Here is a 17,330-nt window from a genome sequence, read left to right as displayed (position 1 = left end):
CAGGCGAGCGCCGCGCCGCTGGCATCGGCCAGCCGCAGCACGGCGGACAGCAGTCCGGGGACCTGCGCGGCTCGCTCCCCGACCAGGATGACCGCGCCGGGTTCGCGTACCGCCCGCGCCGTGGCGGCCAGGGGGTCGGTCTCGGAGCCACCCGCCCCGGCCGCGGCCAGCGCGTCGCAGATCGCGGGTTCGGCGCCCGGTTCGGCCCGCACCAGCGTCCCGCGCACCTTCGCCAGCCCGCGGCTGACCAGCGGTGCCAGCGCGTGCACCGCGGTCGCGGCCTTGTCCGCGGCCTTGCGCAGCCGCAGGAAGACGATCGGCGACTCCTCCTCCGGCTCGAACGCGACGAGCAGCACCGCCGGTGCCGCCTCCAGATCGGCGTAGGTCACCCCGATCCCGGTCCCGGCGACCGCATGGCCGAGGAACTGCTCCTCCTCGGCCGAATGCGGCCGGGCCCGGAAGTCGACGTCGTTGGTCCCCAACGCCACCCGGGCGAACTTGGCGTAGGCGTAGGCGTCCTCGCGGGTGAGCCGCCCTCCGGTCAGCACCCCGACGCCGTGGCGGCCACGGCATTCGGCCAGCCCCCGGGCCGCGTACTCCAGTGCCTCGCTCCAGCTGGCCTCGACCAGCTGCCCGGTCTCGTCATCGCGGATCAGCGGGGTGTTCAGCCGGTCGTCGGCGCGGGCGTAGGTGAACGCGAAGCGACCCTTGTCGCAGTTCCACTCCTCGTTGACCGCCGGATCGTCGCCGGCGAGGCGACGGGTGACCCGGCCGCGCCGGTGGTCGGTGCGCAGACTGCAGCCGGACGCGCAGTGCTCGCAGGCGGTCGGGGTGGAGACCAGGTCGAACGGGCGGGCCCGGAACCGGTAGGCGGCGCTGGTCAGCGCGCCCACCGGGCAGATCTGCACGGTGTTGCCGGAGAAGTAGGACGAGAACGGCTGCCCGTCACTGACCGCGACCTGCTCGTCGGCGCCGCGTTCGAACAGCTCGATGAACGGGTCCCCGGCGATCTGCGCGGAGAACCGGGTGCACCGTGCGCACAGCACGCAGCGTTCCCGGTCGAGCAGGATCTCGGTGGAGATCGCCAACGGCTTCGGGTAGGCCCGCTTGGTCTCCCTGAACCGCGAGGAGGCACCGCCGTTGGCCATCGACTGGTTCTGCAGCGGGCACTCGCCGCCCTTGTCGCAGATCGGGCAGTCCAGCGGATGGTTGAGCAGCAGGAACTCGATCGTGCCGGCCTGGGCCTTCTTCGCCACCGGCGAGGTCAGCTGGGTGCGGACCACCATGTCGGCGGCGACCGTCGTGGTGCAGGCGGTCACCGGCTTGCGCTGCCCCTCCACCTCGACGATGCACTGCCGGCAGGCGCCGACCGGGTCGAGCAGCGGATGGTCGCAGAACCGCGGGATCTCGATGCCGAGCAGCTCGGCCGCACGGATGATCAGTGTCCCCTTGGGCACGCTGACCGGCAGCCCGTCGACGGTGAGGGCGACGAGCTCCGGTGCGGCGGGGGCCGCCGGGGTGGTTGGCGCGACGGTCATGGTTGTCAGTGCGCTCCCGCGTAGGCCCCGTCGGGGCTGGTGTCCGGTTTCGTGGTCACCGCGCTCACCGGGATGAACTCGTCCCGGAAGAACTTGATCCCCGACACGATCGGCGAGGTGGCCCCGTCGGCGAGGGCGCAGAACGCCCGGCCGAAGATGTTGTCGCAGGCGTCGACGAGGGTGTCCACGTCCTGCGCGTCGCCCCCGCCGGCCTCGATCCGCCTGAGGATCTTCACCATCCAGCTGGTGCCCTCGCGGCACGGCGTGCACTTGCCGCACGACTCGTGCGCGTAGAACTCGGTGAGCCGGCGCACCACCCGCAGCATGTCCGTGGTCTCATCCATGATCATCAGTGCGGCGGTGCCGAGCAGCGAGCCGGCTTCCTGCATGCCCTCGAAGTCCAGCGGCGCGTCGAGATGGTCGGCAGTGAGCATCGGTGTGGACGAACCACCCGGCGTCCAGGCCTTCAGCCTGCGCCCCCCACGCACCCCGCCGGCCAGCTCCAGCAGCTCCCGCAGCGTCGTGCCCATCGGCGCCTCGTACTGACCCGGCCGGGTCACGTGCCCGGACAGGCTGTAGATCTTCGGCCCCGGTGACTTCTCCCGGCCCATCGACCTGAACCAGTCCGCGCCGTAGTTGACGATGAACGGCACGCTCGCGATCGTCTCGACGTTGTTCACCACCGTCGGCGACGCGTAAAGCCCATGGGTGGCCGGGAACGGCGGACGCAGCCGCGGCTGCCCGCGCCGCCCCTCCAGCGAGTCGAGCAGCGCCGTCTCCTCGCCGCAGATGTACGCCCCGGCCCCGGAGTGCACCACCAGGTCGAGATCGAACCCGCTGCCGAGGATGTCCCGCCCCAGGAACCCCGCCGCATACGCCTCGGCGACGGCCGCTCGCATCCGCCGCCCCGCATGCACCAGCTCACCGCGCAGGTAGACGTACGCCCGGTTGGCCCGCACCGCGTACGCGGCGATCACGATGCCCTCGATCAGCGAGTGCGGATCGGCCTTCATCAGCGGCGCGTCCTTGCAGGTTCCCGGCTCGCCCTCGTCCGCGTTGATGACCAGGTAGTGCGGCTTGCCGTCGCCCTGCGGGATGAAACCCCACTTCATCCCGGTCGGGAACCCCGCGCCGCCGCGCCCGCGCAGCCCGGAGTCCTTGACCAGCTTGATCAGGCTGTCCGGGTCGCCGGCGAGCGCGGTGCGCAGCGCCTCGTAGCCGTCGAGCCGGCGGTAGGTGTCGATCGTCCACGACTCCGGCGCGTTCCAGCGCCGGGTGAGGACCGGGGTGACGGGCATCCTCAGCTCCCCTTCGACTCGTCGCCCGCGGGCGGTGCCGCGGACACCAGCGGCGCCGGCGCCTGCTCGGCGGTCCATCCGGCGGCCTCCGCCACCAGCAGACCCGCCACCGACGGCTCTCCCACTCCGGGGCCGGCCACCCCCTCCGGACGCGGATCGGCGTACCCGGCGAGCTGCCGCGAGACCTCCGCGAACGAACCCAGCGGCCCACCCCGCGTCGGCGCCGGCCGCTGCCCGGCCTGCAGACCCTCGACGACGGCCTGCGCGTCGTCCGGGTCGACCTGGTCGTAGAACTCGTAGTTCACCGTCAGCACCGGGGCGTAGTCGCAGGCGGCGAGGCACTCGGCGTGCTCGAGGGTGATCTGGCCGTCCGGCGTCGTCTCGTTGTGCCCGATGCCCAGGTGCTTCTTCAGCCGGTCGTAGACGTCGTCCCCCCCGAGCAGCGCGCAGGACAGGTTCGTGCAGACCGAGACGAGGTACTCGCCGACCGGATGGCGCTTGTACATCGTGTAGAAGGTCGCGACCGCGCCGACCTCGGCGGCGGTGAGGCCGAGCTGCTCGGCGCAGAACTCGATGCCCTCGGTGGTCACGCAGTTCTGCTCGGCCTGCACCAGGTGCAGCAGCGGCAGCAGCGCCGAGCGGGACCGCCCGGCCGGATAGCGAGCGATGATCTCCGCTGCCGCGGCGTGGGTCTGCGGTGAAAGGCTCATCAGCGGTCCACTCCCCCGAGCACCGGGTCGACCGAGGCCACCCCGACGATCACGTCCGCCACCTGGCCGCCTTCGGTCAGCGCGGGGACGGCCTGCAGGTTGACGAAGCTTGGGTCGCGCACGTGCACGCGGAACGGCCGAGTGCCACCGTCGGACACCACGTGGTAGCCAAGCTCCCCGCGAGGCGACTCGAGCTGCGTGTACACCTGCCCGGCCGGCACCCGGAACCCCTCCGTGACCAGCTTGAAGTGATGGATGAGGGCCTCCATCGAGGTGCCCATGATCTTGCGGATGTGCTCGAGGGAGTTACCCATCCCGTCCGAGCCGATCGACAGCTGCGCCGGCCAGGCGATCTTCTTGTCGGCGACCATGACCGGTCCCGGCCGCAGCCGGTCCAGGCACTGCTCGACGATCTTCAGCGACTCGCCCATCTCGTTGAGTCGCACCAGGTACCGGGCGAACGAGTCGCCTTCGAGCTCGGTCGGCACGTCGAACTCGTAGGTCTCGTAGCCGCAGTAGGGCATCGTCTTGCGCAGGTCCCAGGGCAGCCCCGCAGCCCGCAGCACCGGCCCGGTGACGCCGAGCGCGATACAGCCGGCGGCGTCCAGGATGTTGACGTCCACCATCCGGGCCTTCCAGATCGGCTGCCCGGTGAGCAACCGGTGGTACTCCTGGATGCGCTTGGGCATGTCGACGAGGAATTCGCGGATAGCCCGTTCGACCCCGTCCGGAAGATCCTGGGCGAGCCCGCCGGGCCGGACGAACGCGTGGTTCATCCGCAGCCCGGTGATGAGCTCGAGCAGGTCCAGGACCTTCTCCCGCTCCCGGAACCCGAAGATCATCGCGGTGGTGGCGCCGAGCTCCATGCCACCGGTCGCGAGCCACACCAGATGGGACGCGATCCGCTGCAGCTCCATCACCAGTACCCGGATCACCGTCGCCCGCTCGGGGATCTCGTCGGTGATGCCGAGCAGCCGCTCGACCGACAGGCAGTAGGCGGTCTCGTTGTACAGCGGCGACAGGTAGTCGGCCCGGGTCAGGAAGGTGACCGCCTGGGTCCAGGTCCGGTACTCGCAGCTCTTCTCGATCCCGGTGTGCAGATAACCGATGACCAGCCTGGTCTCGGTGACCGTCTCGCCCTCGATCTCCAGCACGAGCCGCAGCACCCCGTGGGTCGACGGGTGCTGCGGGCCCATGTTGACGACGATCCGCTCGGCATCCTGCTCGCCGTGCCCAAGCACATCCTCCCAGTCACCACCGGTGACCGTGTAGACCCGACCACTCCCGGACTCGGCATAGCCAGCCTCATAGGGCTGGGACGTCGTCGTCATCGCGCACCTCGGATCACGAGTAGCTCCGGCGCTCGTCCGGCGGGGGAACCGTGGCGCCCTTGTAGTCGACCGGGATGCCGCCCAGCGGGTAGTCCTTGCGCTGCGGATGCCCGATCCAGTCGTCGGGCATCATGATCCTGGTCAGGCCGGGATGGCCGGTGTAAACGATGCCGAACAGGTCGTAGGCCTCCCGCTCGTGCCAGTCCGCGGTCGGCCAGACCGACGTCAGGCTCGGCACGGTCGGGTCGTCGTCGCCGACGCTGACCTCCACCCGTAGCCGGCGGCGGTGGGTCATCGACGTCAGGTGCACCACCGAGTGCAGCCGCCGACCGGTGAGATCGTCCGGATAGTCCACCCCGGACAGCGACGACAGCAGCTCAAAACGCAGCCCCGGATCGTCACGCAGGGTCTGCCCGAGCGCCAGCAGCGCCTCGCGCCGCACGTGCAGCGTCAGCTCTCCCCGGTCGACCACGGCCCGCTCGACAGCTTCACCGAGCCGCGGAAACACCCGCTCGAGGGCGTCGTAGACGGTGTTCGCATCCGCGTCGGCAAAGGGCCGCTCGCTGCTCGTGAGCACCGGAACCGGCGCCACAAGCCCCCCGAACCCGGAGGTGTCGCCCGTTCCACCGGCACCGAACGCGTCCTGGCGCTGTCCCGGTCCCCGCGCCGGCCCACCCGCCGCGACCAGCTCACCGGCCGCGTCCTGGGCCTGGCCGCGCTCGCCGCTCATGACCGTGACTCGTCGGTGGGCGAGGGATCGATCGGCACCCGCTTGTCGCGACCGAACACCGAGGCAGGCGTGATCGCCGCGGGTCGCCGGGCGTCGAAGTCCGGATCGACCCCACCTCGGCCGGTGGTGGCCGGCGCGCCGGCCGGGATCTGGAACCGCTTGCGGTCGTTGACGGACAGGGTGTTCGTGTCGAGGGCGCCCGCGGGCAGCCCGGCCCGGGCGGTGGCGACGTCGATCGGCTTCGGGTACGGCGAGTCACCCGGTTCGGTCCACGCCGTCTGCCCGTTGACCGGCCCGGCGAGGATCTTCTCGTGCAGCTTGAGGATCGCGTCCATCAGCATCTCCGGCCGCGGCGGGCAGCCTGGCAGGTACATGTCGACCGGAACGATGTGATCGACACCCTGCACGATCGCGTAGTTGTTGAACATGCCACCGCTGGACGCGCACACGCCCATCGACAGCACCCACTTCGGGTTCGGCATCTGGTCGTAGATCTGACGCAGCACCGGCGCCATCTTCTGGCTCACCCGGCCGGCAACGATCATCAGGTCGGCCTGCCGGGGGCTGGCCCGGAAGACCTCCATACCGAACCGGGACAGGTCGTAGCGGCCGGCTCCGGTCGACATCATCTCGATCGCGCAGCAGGCCAGTCCGAATGTCGCCGGCCACAGCGAGGACCGGCGGGACCAGTTCGCGAGCTTCTCGACGCTGGCCAGCAGGATGCCGCCAGGCAGCTTCTCCTCTAGTCCCATTCCAGACCTCCCCGGCGCCATTCGTAGGCGTATGCGACGAAGATGGTCGCCATGAACAGCGCCATCGCACCGAGACCGAACACCGCAAGACTGTCGAACGCGATCGCCCACGGGAACAGGAAGATGATCTCGATGTCGAAGATGATGAAGAGCATCGCGGTGTTGTAGTACTTCACCGGGAACCGCTGTGGGCCGGCCGGCGCCGGAGCGGGCTCGATACCGCACTCGTAGGCGTCGATCTTGGCCCGGTTGAACCTTCGCGGGCCGGTCAGCGCGCCGGCCGCAACAGAACCGACCGCGAACAGCGTCGCGATCGCCATCAGTACGAGGATCGGCACGTAGTTCGAAAGCATGCCGAACTCCTCCCCTTCAGAAGAGTGTTACCGGATGTTTTCTGGGCTTCGGTTTCCCGGCAAAGGACGAGGCTGACGGCATGACTCACCGCGCGCCCTCGGCACGTGCTTTTCGGCCCGGGCGGCGCCCGCCGCCCGGTCTCCCCGCTGGCACAACACGTCGATCCAGGCCGTGTGGCACACTGCCGGACCGACCCGGATAACACGTCAGGCCGCGGGAGCGAGGCGGGTCATTGCATTGATCAACCGGTCCATCGCATCCCCTCCCCGAGGGTCGGTGAGATTTGCCATGATCTTCAACAGGAACCGCATGAGCAGCGGTCGCGGCAAACCGTACTTCGCCCCGAGTGCCATCACCGTGGGATTCCCGATAAGCTGCACAAAGTAACGCCCGAGGGTATAGTAACCCCCGTATCGGGCGCGCATCAGTTCCGGATAGTGCGACAGGGCGCGCTCCCGGGCCGGGCCCTGCGCGCGAGCCAACGCCTGGACAGCGACCTCGGCGGCATACCGGCCCGATTCCAGCGCATAGGCGATGCCCTCGCCGTTGAACGGATTGACCATGCCGCCGGAATCGCCGACCAGCAGGACCCCGTCCCGGTAGTGCGGGGTGCGACTGAAACCCATCGGCAGCGCACTACCGCGCACCGGCCCGGTCGCGTTCTCCTCGAGGAAACCCCATTCGGGCGGCAGCGCCGCCAGCCAGCGACGCAGCAGATCCTGGTAGTTGGTGTTCTGGAAGGCGCTGGTCGTGTTGAGCAGACCCAGGCCCACGTTGCTGGTGCCGTCACCCACGCCGAAGATCCACCCATAGCCGGGCAGCAGCCGGCTCTCCCGCGGCCGGCCCTCCCACAGTTCCAGATGGGACTCGAGGTGATCGTCGTGAGTGCGGGTGCTGCGGTAGTAACGGCGCACCGCGACGCCGAGCGGCCGGTCCTCCCTGCGGCGGATGCCCATCGCCAGGGCGATCCGCGCGCTGTTGCCATCGGCCGCGACGACAAGCGGCGCCCGGTAGGTCACCGGCTCACGGTCGGGACCCGTGCGGGCCCGCACGCCGACCACCCGGCCGCTGCGCTCGTCCACCAGCGGACCGGTGACGGAGGTGCTCTGCGACAGCCGCGCCCCCGCCTTCTCCGCGTGCCGGGCGAGCAGTTCGTCGAAGTCGAGCCGGGGCCGGACCAACCCGTAGCCCGGCCAGTTGGCCAGCTCCGGCCAGGGCAGTTCAAGACGGACGTTGCCGCCGACGATGCGCAGCCCCCGGTTACGCGCCCACCCGGCGGATTCGGACGTGTCGATGCCCATCTCGACCAGACTGCGCACCGCGCGCGGGGTCAGCCCGTCACCGCAGACCTTCTCCCGCGGGAAGGCAGTCTTCTCCAGCAACAGGACGTCCAGCCCGGTGCTGGCCAGATGGTAGGCGGCCGAGGAACCGCCCGGACCGGCACCGACCACGATGACGTCGGCATCGACCGTCCCGCTGCCGCCGCCGCCATCGGTGCCTGCCGTCGCCATCGCCACCCGCACTCCGGATCCTGGTCGGGATCCTGGTCGCTACCCGCTCGTGAAATTCTTCACGAGCACCCCCGGCGAGTGTAGGCCCTACGCAGGCCAATCGCACCAACCAGGACGCGGAGATGGCAGGACGAGTCGAATACGAACACCGGATGACCACGGCCAGCAACAACGATCACCAGGGGGCAGGTTTCACGACCCTGACCGTCCTCCTGCGAGCTGTATAATCTGCGCCCGCTCGGCCGAGCTAGTCCGCGTGGCCGCGGTGTAGGGCGACGACGCCGCCCGTGAGGTTGCGCCAGCTCACCCGGGTCCAACCGGCCTCGCGCAACAGGTCCGCAAGGTCGGCCTGCGCCGGCCAGGCCCGAATCGACTCCGCCAGGTAGACATACGAATCGGGGCTGCTGCTGACCGCCCGAGCCACCCGCGGCAGCGCCCGCATCAGGTACTCCAGATAGACGGTGCGCCACGGCGCCCACACCGGCCGGGAGAACTCGCACACGACGAGGACGCCCCCCGGCCTGGTCACCCGACGCAGCTCCGTGAGGCAACGCCGGGTGTCGGCCACGTTGCGCAGCCCGAAGGAGATCGTCACCCGGTCGAAGGTCGCGTCGGCAAAGGGCAGCGCCAGCCCGTCCCCCGCCGACAGCAGCACCCGTCCCGCCGGTGCGTCAAGCGGTCGCCCGGCCAGCCGCCGCTGCCCCTCGCGCAGCATGCCGAGCGAAAAGTCGCAGGCCACCACGTCGGCCCCTGCCTCGGCGAAGGCCCGCGACGACGTCGCGGTACCGGCCGCCAGATCCAACACCCGCTGCCCGGGCCGCAGCTCCAGCGCGGTCGCCGCGGCCCCCCGCCAGATCCGGTCGAGGCCGCCGCTGAGCACGGCGTTGGTCAGGTCATAGCGCCCGGCGACCCCGTCGAACATCGCCGCGACCTCGTGCGGCTGTTTGTCCAGCCCGGGGCGGCTCACCGCGCCACCGGCTCGAGCCCGGCGAGCGCGGTCGGCGCGGCAGCCCGAGCCGCCCGCTCGGCCTCGTCCCAGTCGGTGGCCTCGCCCACCTGCCGCAGCATCGCCCGGGTCGTCTCATCGCACAGTGCCCCGGCGACTCCCGCCGCGTACAGCTCGCGGGCGCGTATCCCCAGGCCGGCGGCGACGGCATGCTCGGTCTCCAGGTCGGTGCCGAACATCGCCGGATCGTCGGTGCCCAGCGAGCAGGCCACCCCCGCAGCCCGCAGCACCGTCAGCGGATGTTCGGCCAGCGTCGCCACCGACCGGGTACGCAGATTCGACACCGGACACACGTCCAGCACCACCGCCTCGTCCGCAAGGCGCCGCACGAGCGCCGGATCCTCGATCGCCCGAATCCCATGGCGGATCCGCCGGGCCCCGAGCGCGTCCAGCGCTCCCCGCACCGACTCGGCCCCCGCCGTCTCCCCCGCATGTGGAACGGCGGCCAGCCCCGCGTCCCACGCCCGCGCGAAGACCGGTGCGAACGGCTCCGGCGGATACCCCGCCTCCGGCCCGCCGAGCCCGAGCCCGACGATGAGCCGCTGCGGATCACGCTCGGCGAACCGCGCCGACCAGTCGGCCACCTCCATCGCCGCGTCCACCGGCAGAACCCGGTCAATGTCCGGCGTCAGCCGCACCTCGACGCCGTAGCGCTGCCGGGCCTCGATCGCCCCGTCAAGGTAGCCGTGGAAGATTTCCTCGACCCGCACCCCACGGTGCACCCGGTACCAGGGCGAGAAGATGCCCTCCACGTAGCAGGCGCCGGCCGCCGCCGCCTGCGCGGCGTACTCGACGACCACCTGCCGGAAGTCGGTCTCGGTCCGCATCACGTTCGTCGTCATGATCCAGACCTGGATGAAATGGTCGAAGTCGCGGAACCGGTAGAGCTCCGCGAGCTCCGCCACCGTGCGCACCGGCAGCGCCTCGTTGTTGCGCCGGGCCATCGCCAGCAGGGTCGCCGGCCCCACCGTGCCTTCCAGGTGGACGTGCAGCTCGATCTTCGGCCCGGTGGCCGCGGGGGCCACCGTCACGTGGTGCTGACCAGCGGCAGCGCCGTCGAGGAGAAGTGCGAGGCGACCCGATCGTCGACCGGGTCATCCGCCGGGTCACGATGGACGACCAGATGCCGGTAGAGCGTGTCGCGCTGCGCCGGAATGCGCCCGGCGGTGCGGATCAGCGAGATCAGCTCCGACCGGTTCGTCCGGTGGCGTGCCCCGGCCGCGGACACGACGTTCTCCTCCAACATCACCGACCCGAGATCGTCCGCTCCCATGTGCAGGGTCAGCTGGCCGACCTCCTTGCCGGTGGTCAGCCAGGAGCCCTGCAGGTGCGCGATGTTGTCGAAGAACAACCGGGCGACGGCGACCATCCGCAGGTACTCCAGCGTCGTCGCCTGGGTGCGCCCGCCCAGGTGGTTGTTCTCCGGCTGGTACGTCCACGGGATGAACGACCGGAAGCCCCCGGTCCGGTCCTGCACCTCGCGGATCATCCGCAGATGCTCGATCCGCTCGGCATTCGTCTCTCCGGTGCCCATCATGAACGTGACCGTCGATTCGACACCCAGGGTGTGCGCCGTCTCCATCACCGACAGCCACACATGGCCGGGCTCCTTGAGCGGGGCGATCGCCCGCCGGGGACGCTCGGTGAGGATCTCCGCACCCGCGCCGGCGAAGCTGTCCAGCCCCGCGTCCCGCAGCCGGATGATGGCCTGCTCGACCGTGATGCCCGAGGTGCGGGAGATGTGCATGACCTCGCTGGCGCCCAGCGAGTGCAGTGTGAGCTGCGGGTACGCCGCCTTGATCGACGAGAAGGCCTGCTCGTACCACTCGATGCCGAACTCTGGATGGTGCCCGCCCTGCAGCATGATCTGGGTCGCCCCGAGCTCGACCGCCTCACCGCACTTGACGACCAGGTCGTCGACCTCGCGGACCCAGCCCTCCGCATGCTTCGGCGGCCGGAAGAACGCACAGAACCGGCAGGCCGTCACGCAGACGTTCGTATAGTTGATGTTCCGGTCGATGATGTACGTGGCGATCCCGTCGGGATAGCGCCGCCGCCGCACCGTGTCCGCCGCCTTACCAAGCGCATGCAGCGGTGCACGTGTGTAGATCAGCAGAGCCTCTTCGGGCGAGATCCGCCCGCCATCGGCCGCCCGATCAAGGATCTCGCGGATCTCGCGGGTCGCACTCCCCCCGCCACCGCCGTCCCGACCTACCGGAATCCCGCCGTCGCCATCCACAACACTCACTCCAGGATCCTACGACCTGCCCTACCGCCGACGGACCCGATCACACCCGCACCCGCAAGCGTAACGGACGGCCACCGCGGACGGTTCCGCGGAACCGGTTTCCCTTACCCATCCCGCCCACTCTGTCACCTACCGCCCGCCCTGCCACCTCCCGCCCGTTCTGTCACCGCAAGCGACGATTTCCTGCGACGCGCTCCGCAGCCACAAACGCCGGACGGTTCCGCGGAACCGCGTTCCACCCGGATCGCCGACAGCTGCAACCAGTCGAAAACCTGTTCGAAAAACTTCGCTCAGAAGGTCGAAAACCGAGACCGCGCGTGAGACACTAGAGCTGTCAGCAACACCCGCTGCTCACCCCTGAACCGGTGACGACGATGACAGCCACGCCCTGTCCCTCCGCCGACTTCGACGCCGAACACGCCCCACTCGACGAGATCGCGCGGGCCCTGCGCCGCTGGTCGACCCGCATGGCCGCCGACAGCCACACCTGGCTTTGCACCCTCGCCGCCTTCGACCGTCGCAAAGGCTGGACCGGCCTCGGCATCCGGTCCTGCGCCCACTGGCTGGCCCTGCACTGCGGTCTGGACCTTCGCACCGCTCGCGAACACCTCGCCACCGCCCACGCTCTGATCCGCCTGCCTGCCATCAACGCCGCAGCCGCCGCCGGCCAGCTGTCCTACTCCAAGCTGCGCGCCCTCACCCGCGTCGCCACCCCTGCCAACGAGATCACCTGGCTGCAGCGCGCCCTCGCCAACACCGCCAGCCGCCTCGAGCGCCTCGTCTCCCGCCACCGTCAGCAGAACGCCGACCCCACCAAGCTCCGCAACGCCCGCAGCCTCGCCCTGCACACCAACCCTGACGGCACCATCCGACTGAAGGCCACCCTCTCCCCCGACGACGCCGCCACCCTTGTCGCCGCCCTCGACGCAGCCCTATGCAGCCTCGACGGTGACGACAGCCCCACCGGCGACCACGAACTCGCCGACGGGGAACTCGCCGACGGGGAACTCGTCCACGCGCCCCGCGTGCGAGCCCGCGACGCCGATGCCCTCATCGCCCTCGCCGAGGCGTTCCTCCATCACAACGCCCCCGCCCTGCAGGACTCCCCGCACACCCTCACGATCCACTTCACCGCCCCCGGCCACGACGCCCCACAGTCCCAACAGGAGGAGCCCCGCACGGCACCCGATGCCGATGAGGCACAGCAACAGAGGCAGAACAGCCCGCGCAGCCGGTTTCCCGCCGCAACCGCCTCCGTCCTCGGCTGGGGCATCGGACTACCCCCCGCCATGGTCAGCCGCCTCGGCTGCGACGCCATGATCCGCACGCTGGTCAGCGACCTCCACGGCAACCCACTACACCTCGGCCGACGCCGCCGCCTGCCCACCCGCCGCCTACGCGACGCCGTCTACATCCGCGACCAGGGAATCTGCCAGTTCCCCTCCTGCGACCACACACGATGGCTGCACATCCATCACTGCAACGAGTGGCACACCGACAACGGCGAAACCAACATCGAATCTCTCCTGCTCATCTGCGGCACCCACCATCGCGCCATCCACGACCATGGCCTCGCCGTCCACCGCCACCACGACGGCACCATCACCGTCCGCGCCCCCGACGGACAGAGCCTGCACAGCACCCCCCCGACCAGCCCACCCGCCCCCACCATCACCAACCTCGACGCCCTCACCCTTCACGACGACCCCTGAAAAGCGGGCATACGCAAGGTGACGTATGCCCGCTTGAGGTGAATCGAGGTGTGTCCGGGGCTCAGGTACCCGGACGTGTCTCCGGGCCAGCGCTTCCGGCACCGGGAGTCACGTCCGTCTCATAGCCGTTGGTCGGCATCGCGGGCGGGTTCTGGCCCGCCGGCGGCGGGCCGCCCGAGGCGGGGCTGTGCTGACCATGGCTACGGGTGCGACTGGTGACCTTCTGCTGCATTTGCTTGATCTTCTGGCGGTTTTCGGGCTTGGTCGCCGCCGCCTTGGCCTTGTCGACCATCTCCTTGGTCTTCGGGCTGTGCAGAAAATCGTTGATCTTGGTTGTAATGCTCGCCATGATGTCGGTGTACCTGTCCGACGGCAGGTTTACGCCTGCCGGGATGCATCCTGCGGGCAACGGCACTAACCGGCCGAGGAGCCGGTGAAGGTGTCCTTCGCCTGGTTCCACCACTTGTCCACGTCATCGTTGAAACCGTTTTGGACCGAGGTGGTCGCCTTGTCCCACAACCGGGTGCGCTGCGCGTCGACCATCGAGGCGATCTGGTCCGCAGCGGAGAGCAGCAGAAGAACGAGCAGGACGAAGATGATCGTCCGCTTGAACGGGATCCGCAACCGCAGGCGACGCCGACGGCGAGGTTCAGGTTGGGCCGGGCGATAGGGCTGGGCCGGCTGATGAGGCTGGGCCGGCTGATAGGGCTGGGCCGGTCTGGCCGGATAGGGGGCCGGAGCAGGCCTGCGGTCGGCGGCGGGGCGGGCGGGTGGCGCCGGAGCGGGTGGGGGCGGGGCAGCCGGGACGCGGGGGGTCGGACGGGGTGGTGGCTGCTGGTCCTCGTATTCGACGAAGCCGCCGCGACGGCGGCGGCGGTTCGGCGCGGCGAAGTCGTCGGCGCCTCTGGGCGGCGACGGCGTGGCGGGGTCCTCCCACCAGTTGCGCTGCTCGCTGGTGCGGGCGATCCGGGTCGGCTCCGGCCGCCTGTTCGCGGCAGCGGCAGCGGCAGCGGCGCCACGGCCGCTTGGCCAGGTGCCGTTCAGGGCGGTGGCGGCGGCGGTGGTGGTGGTGGCCCGCGCCTCACCGCCGGCAGGGAGGTCGTTGCCGAGCAGCATGAACAGCAGGCGCTCGCTGGAGGGCCGGGCCCGCGGGTCGCGGGCCAGCGCGGCACGCACCACGGGAGCGAGATCGGTGGGGATGTCTTGCAGGTCGGGCCGGCCGTGCAGGATCTTCTCGGCCATCTGCTGGTAGGTGCCCTCGCCGTAGGGGTGGCCACCGATCGCGGCGTAGCCGACGACCAGACCCCAGGCGAAGACGTCCACGGCCGGGCCGAGGGGCAGGGCGCCGTCCATCTGTTCGGGGGCCATCCAGCCGACCGAGCCGAGCACGAAGCCGGTCTGGGTTCGGCCCTGTGCCGCGTCCAGCGCCCGGGCGATGCCGAAGTCGATCACACGGGGGCCGGAGAAGGAGAGCATCACGTTGCTCGGTTTGAGGTCGCGGTGCACGATGCCGGCCCGGTGGATCGCGGTCAGCGCACTGGCCACGCCGATCGCGACACCCTGCAGCGTCGACAGCGACAGCGGGCCGGAGGCCTCGATCTCCTCGTCGAGACGGACACCGTCGATGTACTCGGTGACCAGGTAGGGGCTGCGCGCGTCGGGGTCGGCGTCGAGTACCTGGGCGGTGCAGAACGGGGCGACCCGGCGGGCCGCGTCGACCTCGTCGCGGAAGCGGGCCCGGAACTCGGGGTCGGCCGCCAGACTCGAACGGATGATCTTCAGGGCGACGTCGGCCCCGCCGGGCGAGCGGGCGAGGTAGACGGTTCCCATCCCGCCCTCGCCCAGGCGGCGCACGATGCGGTAGGCGCCGATGACGGTCGGGTCATCGGGGCCCAGCAGGTCGCCCCTGGTCACACTCGCGGACCGGCGCCGGTCCGTCGATCGATCCACGCTTCCACGCTAGCCCCCTCGGGCCGCGCCGCGCCGACATCTGTCCGTCATCCGACCGGTGGGGCCGGGCCGGCATGTCCGGCAGGATGGGACTGGCCCAGCCGTGTCGAAGGAGGACCGTGATGCCCGATCTGGACATGCTGATCATCGGGGCGGGGCCGGTGGGGCTGTTCGGGGCGTACTACGCGGGGTTCCGTGGGATGTCGGTGGCGGTGATGGACGCGTTGCCGACGGTCGGTGGGCAGATCACCGCGATGTACCCAGAAAAGATGATCTACGATGTGGCCGGGTTTCCCGCGGTGCGCGGGCGGGAGCTGGTCGAGGCGCTCGTCGCCCAGGCCTCGCCGTTCGCGCCGACCTACCTGCTCGGCCGGCAGGCGATGGAGCTTGCGGCCGAGACGGAGGCGGTCGTGGTGACCGACGCCTCCGGTGGGCGGGTGCGGGCGCGGGCCGTCGTGGTGACCGGCGGGATCGGGGCGTTCGCGCCGAAGCCGCTGGCCGGAATGGCCGGGCGGCTCGGGCGGGGGCTTTCGTACTTCGTGCCGCGGCCGGAGGAACATGCCGGGCGCGATGTCATCGTCGCCGGTGGCAGTGACAGCGCGGTCGACTGGGCCCTGGCGCTCGCGCCGGTCGCCCGGTCGGTGACCCTGGTGCACAAGCGCGAGCAGTTGCGGGCGCACCCGGCGGCGCTGGCCCGGCTCGAGGCGTCCGAGGTGGAGGTGCGCACGCTCACCGACATCGCCGCGGTGCACGGGGACGACTGGGTCGAGAAGGTGGAACTGGTCGATGCCCGCGACGGCGCCCGGCAGCTGCGGCCCGCGCAGGCCATCGTCGCGGCGCTCGGTTTCGCCACCGATCTCGGACCGCTGACGCGCTGGGGGCTCACCGTGGTGCGGCGGCGGATCATCGTCGACCAGGCGATGGCGACCGGGGTGGCGCGGGTGTTCGCCGCCGGCGATGTCGTCGACTATCCCGGCAAGGTCCGTCTGATCGCCACCGGGTTCGGCGAGGTGGCGACCGCCGTCAACAACGCCGCCCCTGTCGTCGACCCGGGCGCGAAGGTCTTCCCAGGCCATAGTTCTGACGACGGCGCAGACTAGGGTCATGCGCGGACTTCTGGTGATCGGCCACGGCTCCCGGCGGGGGGAGGCAAATGCCACCGTCCGTGAGCTGGCCCGCCGGCTGGCCGACGAACAGGGCGAAGAACAGCACGGGGCCCGGCGCTGGGGACCGGTGGAGGCCGCGTTCCTGGAGGTGAGCCACCCCGACATCGCCGAGGGTTACGATGCGCTGGCCGCGGCCGGCTGCACCGAGATCATCGCCTATCCGTTCTTCCTGTTCGACGGCAACCACACCCATCGCGACATCCCCGCGGCGCTGGACGTGGCGCGCGAGCGCCATCCGGCGACCCGCTGGGTGCTGTCCGAGCCGCTGGGCCTGCACGCCTGCGTCGTTGCGGCCGTCCGAGCCCGGTTGGAGGACACCCTCAGTGGCCTTGTCCACGCCGCCGGGGTCAGTCCGGCCGGCCGCGACTGATGGCCACGAAGTCGGCGACGGCGGCGGCGAGTGGGTGGACACCGGGTTCGGCCGGGACGATGTCAACGCGGATTCCCGCGGCCTCGCAGGCCTCGGCGCTGCGGCGGCCCATCGCGGCGACCAGCAGGTCGGGCGGCAGCGGGCCGTAGAGCTGTGCGGTGCTGCGCACGGCGGTCGACGAGGCGAAGGCGGCGACGTCGAAATCGCCGTGGCGCAGTTCCTCGGCGATGCGCGGGTCGGGCTCGGCGTTGACGTCGGCGAGCAGGGTCATCCGCCGTACCGACCAGTCCTGTTCGTCCGGACCCGGCTCGGCGGAGGCCACCGCAAGCACCGAGGCGGGCAGATTACGCAGTCCGTCCCGGGGGATGGAGGAAAGGCCCAGGGCGTCCAGGGCGTCGCGGACCTGCGAGCTGGCCGCGACGAGGGTCTGGCCGGCCAGGGCCCGGACGTCGGTGCCGGCCGCCCGCAGCAGGCTGACCAGCGCGGCGACCTCGTCGGGGTGGGCGAGCAGAATCGCGGTTGCGCCGTCCAGGACGGTCAGCAGGGACGCCGCAGCATTGCTGGCGGGGGCGGGCCGGGCGACGACCGTCTCCACCGCGTCCGCGCCGAGCGCCCGCAGCCGGCGGGCCAGCAGACCGGGGCGTGGGCGGGTCC

General features: G+C 70.8%; 17 protein-coding genes. 3 read left to right on the top strand and 14 right to left on the bottom strand.

Annotated elements, in window-relative coordinates; all coding sequences use genetic code 11:
* From ND747_RS15390 to mqnC, 11 genes are all read right to left on the bottom strand, one after another.
* A partial coding sequence (locus ND747_RS15390) for an NADH-quinone oxidoreductase subunit G (RefSeq protein WP_251734310.1) occupies positions 1-1,538 on the bottom strand: 1,538 nt, incomplete at its 3' end.
* Between the two features lie 5 nt (positions 1,539-1,543).
* The gene (gene nuoF / locus ND747_RS15385) at positions 1,544-2,836 is read right to left on the bottom strand and encodes an NADH-quinone oxidoreductase subunit NuoF (protein WP_251734309.1); all 1,293 of its coding nucleotides are present in this window, start codon (positions 2,834-2,836) and stop codon (positions 1,544-1,546) included.
* Between the two features lie 2 nt (positions 2,837-2,838).
* Positions 2,839-3,546 carry an NADH-quinone oxidoreductase subunit NuoE gene (gene nuoE, locus ND747_RS15380; RefSeq protein ID WP_251734308.1) on the bottom strand — a complete coding sequence of 236 codons (708 nt, stop codon included), beginning with the start codon at positions 3,544-3,546 and terminating at the stop codon, positions 2,839-2,841.
* Entirely contained in the window at positions 3,546-4,877 is a 1,332-nt protein-coding gene (locus ND747_RS15375; protein WP_251734307.1) for an NADH-quinone oxidoreductase subunit D, read from the bottom strand. The genes nuoE and ND747_RS15375 overlap by 1 nt, the downstream gene beginning before the upstream one ends.
* A gap of 13 nt (positions 4,878-4,890) precedes the next feature.
* Positions 4,891-5,607, bottom strand: a complete 717-nt coding sequence (locus ND747_RS15370; protein ID WP_251734306.1) for an NADH-quinone oxidoreductase subunit C — start codon at positions 5,605-5,607, stop codon at positions 4,891-4,893.
* Positions 5,604-6,359, bottom strand: a complete 756-nt coding sequence (locus ND747_RS30130; protein WP_374216238.1) for an NADH-quinone oxidoreductase subunit B family protein — start codon at positions 6,357-6,359, stop codon at positions 5,604-5,606. Before ND747_RS30130 ends, ND747_RS15370 begins: the two co-directional genes overlap by 4 nt.
* A complete protein-coding gene (locus ND747_RS15360; RefSeq protein ID WP_251734305.1) occupies positions 6,350-6,712 on the bottom strand; it encodes an NADH-quinone oxidoreductase subunit A in 363 nt (120 codons plus the stop codon). The genes ND747_RS30130 and ND747_RS15360 overlap by 10 nt, the downstream gene beginning before the upstream one ends.
* Before the next feature lie 207 nt (positions 6,713-6,919).
* On the bottom strand, positions 6,920-8,224 hold the full coding sequence (locus tag ND747_RS15355; protein WP_251734304.1) for a geranylgeranyl reductase family protein: 1,305 nt from the start codon (positions 8,222-8,224) through the stop codon (positions 6,920-6,922).
* Positions 8,225-8,471: 247 nt separating this feature from the next.
* On the bottom strand, positions 8,472-9,191 hold the full coding sequence (locus ND747_RS15350; protein ID WP_251734303.1) for a demethylmenaquinone methyltransferase: 720 nt from the start codon (positions 9,189-9,191) through the stop codon (positions 8,472-8,474).
* The gene (gene add / locus ND747_RS15345; RefSeq protein WP_308204636.1) at positions 9,188-10,255 is read right to left on the bottom strand and encodes an adenosine deaminase; all 1,068 of its coding nucleotides are present in this window, start codon (positions 10,253-10,255) and stop codon (positions 9,188-9,190) included. Before add ends, ND747_RS15350 begins: the two co-directional genes overlap by 4 nt.
* Positions 10,256-10,257: 2 nt before the next feature.
* Positions 10,258-11,469 carry a cyclic dehypoxanthinyl futalosine synthase gene (gene mqnC, locus ND747_RS15340; protein ID WP_374216239.1) on the bottom strand — a complete coding sequence of 404 codons (1,212 nt, stop codon included), beginning with the start codon at positions 11,467-11,469 and terminating at the stop codon, positions 10,258-10,260.
* A gap of 383 nt (positions 11,470-11,852) precedes the next feature.
* On the opposite strand from mqnC, the gene ND747_RS15335 reads away from it, so the two are divergent.
* Positions 11,853-13,190, top strand: a complete 1,338-nt coding sequence (locus ND747_RS15335) for a DUF222 domain-containing protein (protein WP_251734301.1) — start codon at positions 11,853-11,855, stop codon at positions 13,188-13,190.
* 61 nt (positions 13,191-13,251) lie between these two features.
* Here ND747_RS15335 and ND747_RS15330 read toward each other — a convergent pair whose 3' ends face one another.
* Together ND747_RS15330 and ND747_RS15325 are read right to left on the bottom strand one after the other, a co-directional pair.
* Positions 13,252-13,539, bottom strand: coding sequence for a hypothetical protein (locus tag ND747_RS15330; RefSeq protein WP_251734300.1), 288 nt, complete (start codon positions 13,537-13,539; stop codon positions 13,252-13,254).
* A gap of 65 nt (positions 13,540-13,604) precedes the next feature.
* A complete protein-coding gene (locus tag ND747_RS15325; RefSeq protein WP_308204635.1) occupies positions 13,605-15,104 on the bottom strand; it encodes a serine/threonine-protein kinase in 1,500 nt (499 codons plus the stop codon).
* 158 nt (positions 15,105-15,262) lie between these two features.
* Between ND747_RS15325 and ND747_RS15320 the strand changes: the two genes are divergently transcribed.
* Positions 15,263-16,240, top strand: a complete 978-nt coding sequence (locus ND747_RS15320; RefSeq protein WP_251734299.1) for an NAD(P)/FAD-dependent oxidoreductase — start codon at positions 15,263-15,265, stop codon at positions 16,238-16,240.
* 4 nt (positions 16,241-16,244) lie between these two features.
* On the top strand, positions 16,245-16,676 hold the full coding sequence (locus ND747_RS15315; protein ID WP_251734298.1) for a sirohydrochlorin chelatase: 432 nt from the start codon (positions 16,245-16,247) through the stop codon (positions 16,674-16,676).
* Here ND747_RS15315 and ND747_RS15310 read toward each other — a convergent pair.
* The coding region (locus ND747_RS15310) for a uroporphyrinogen-III synthase (RefSeq protein WP_251734297.1) at positions 16,654-17,330 on the bottom strand (677 nt) is incomplete at its 5' end. The two genes, ND747_RS15315 and ND747_RS15310, sit on opposite strands and share 23 nt — an antisense overlap.

The organism is Frankia sp. R82 (assembly GCF_023716925.1).
GTDB lineage: Bacteria > Actinomycetota > Actinomycetes > Frankiales > Frankiaceae > Frankia.
This window is presented reverse-complemented; position numbering and strand designations above follow the sequence as displayed.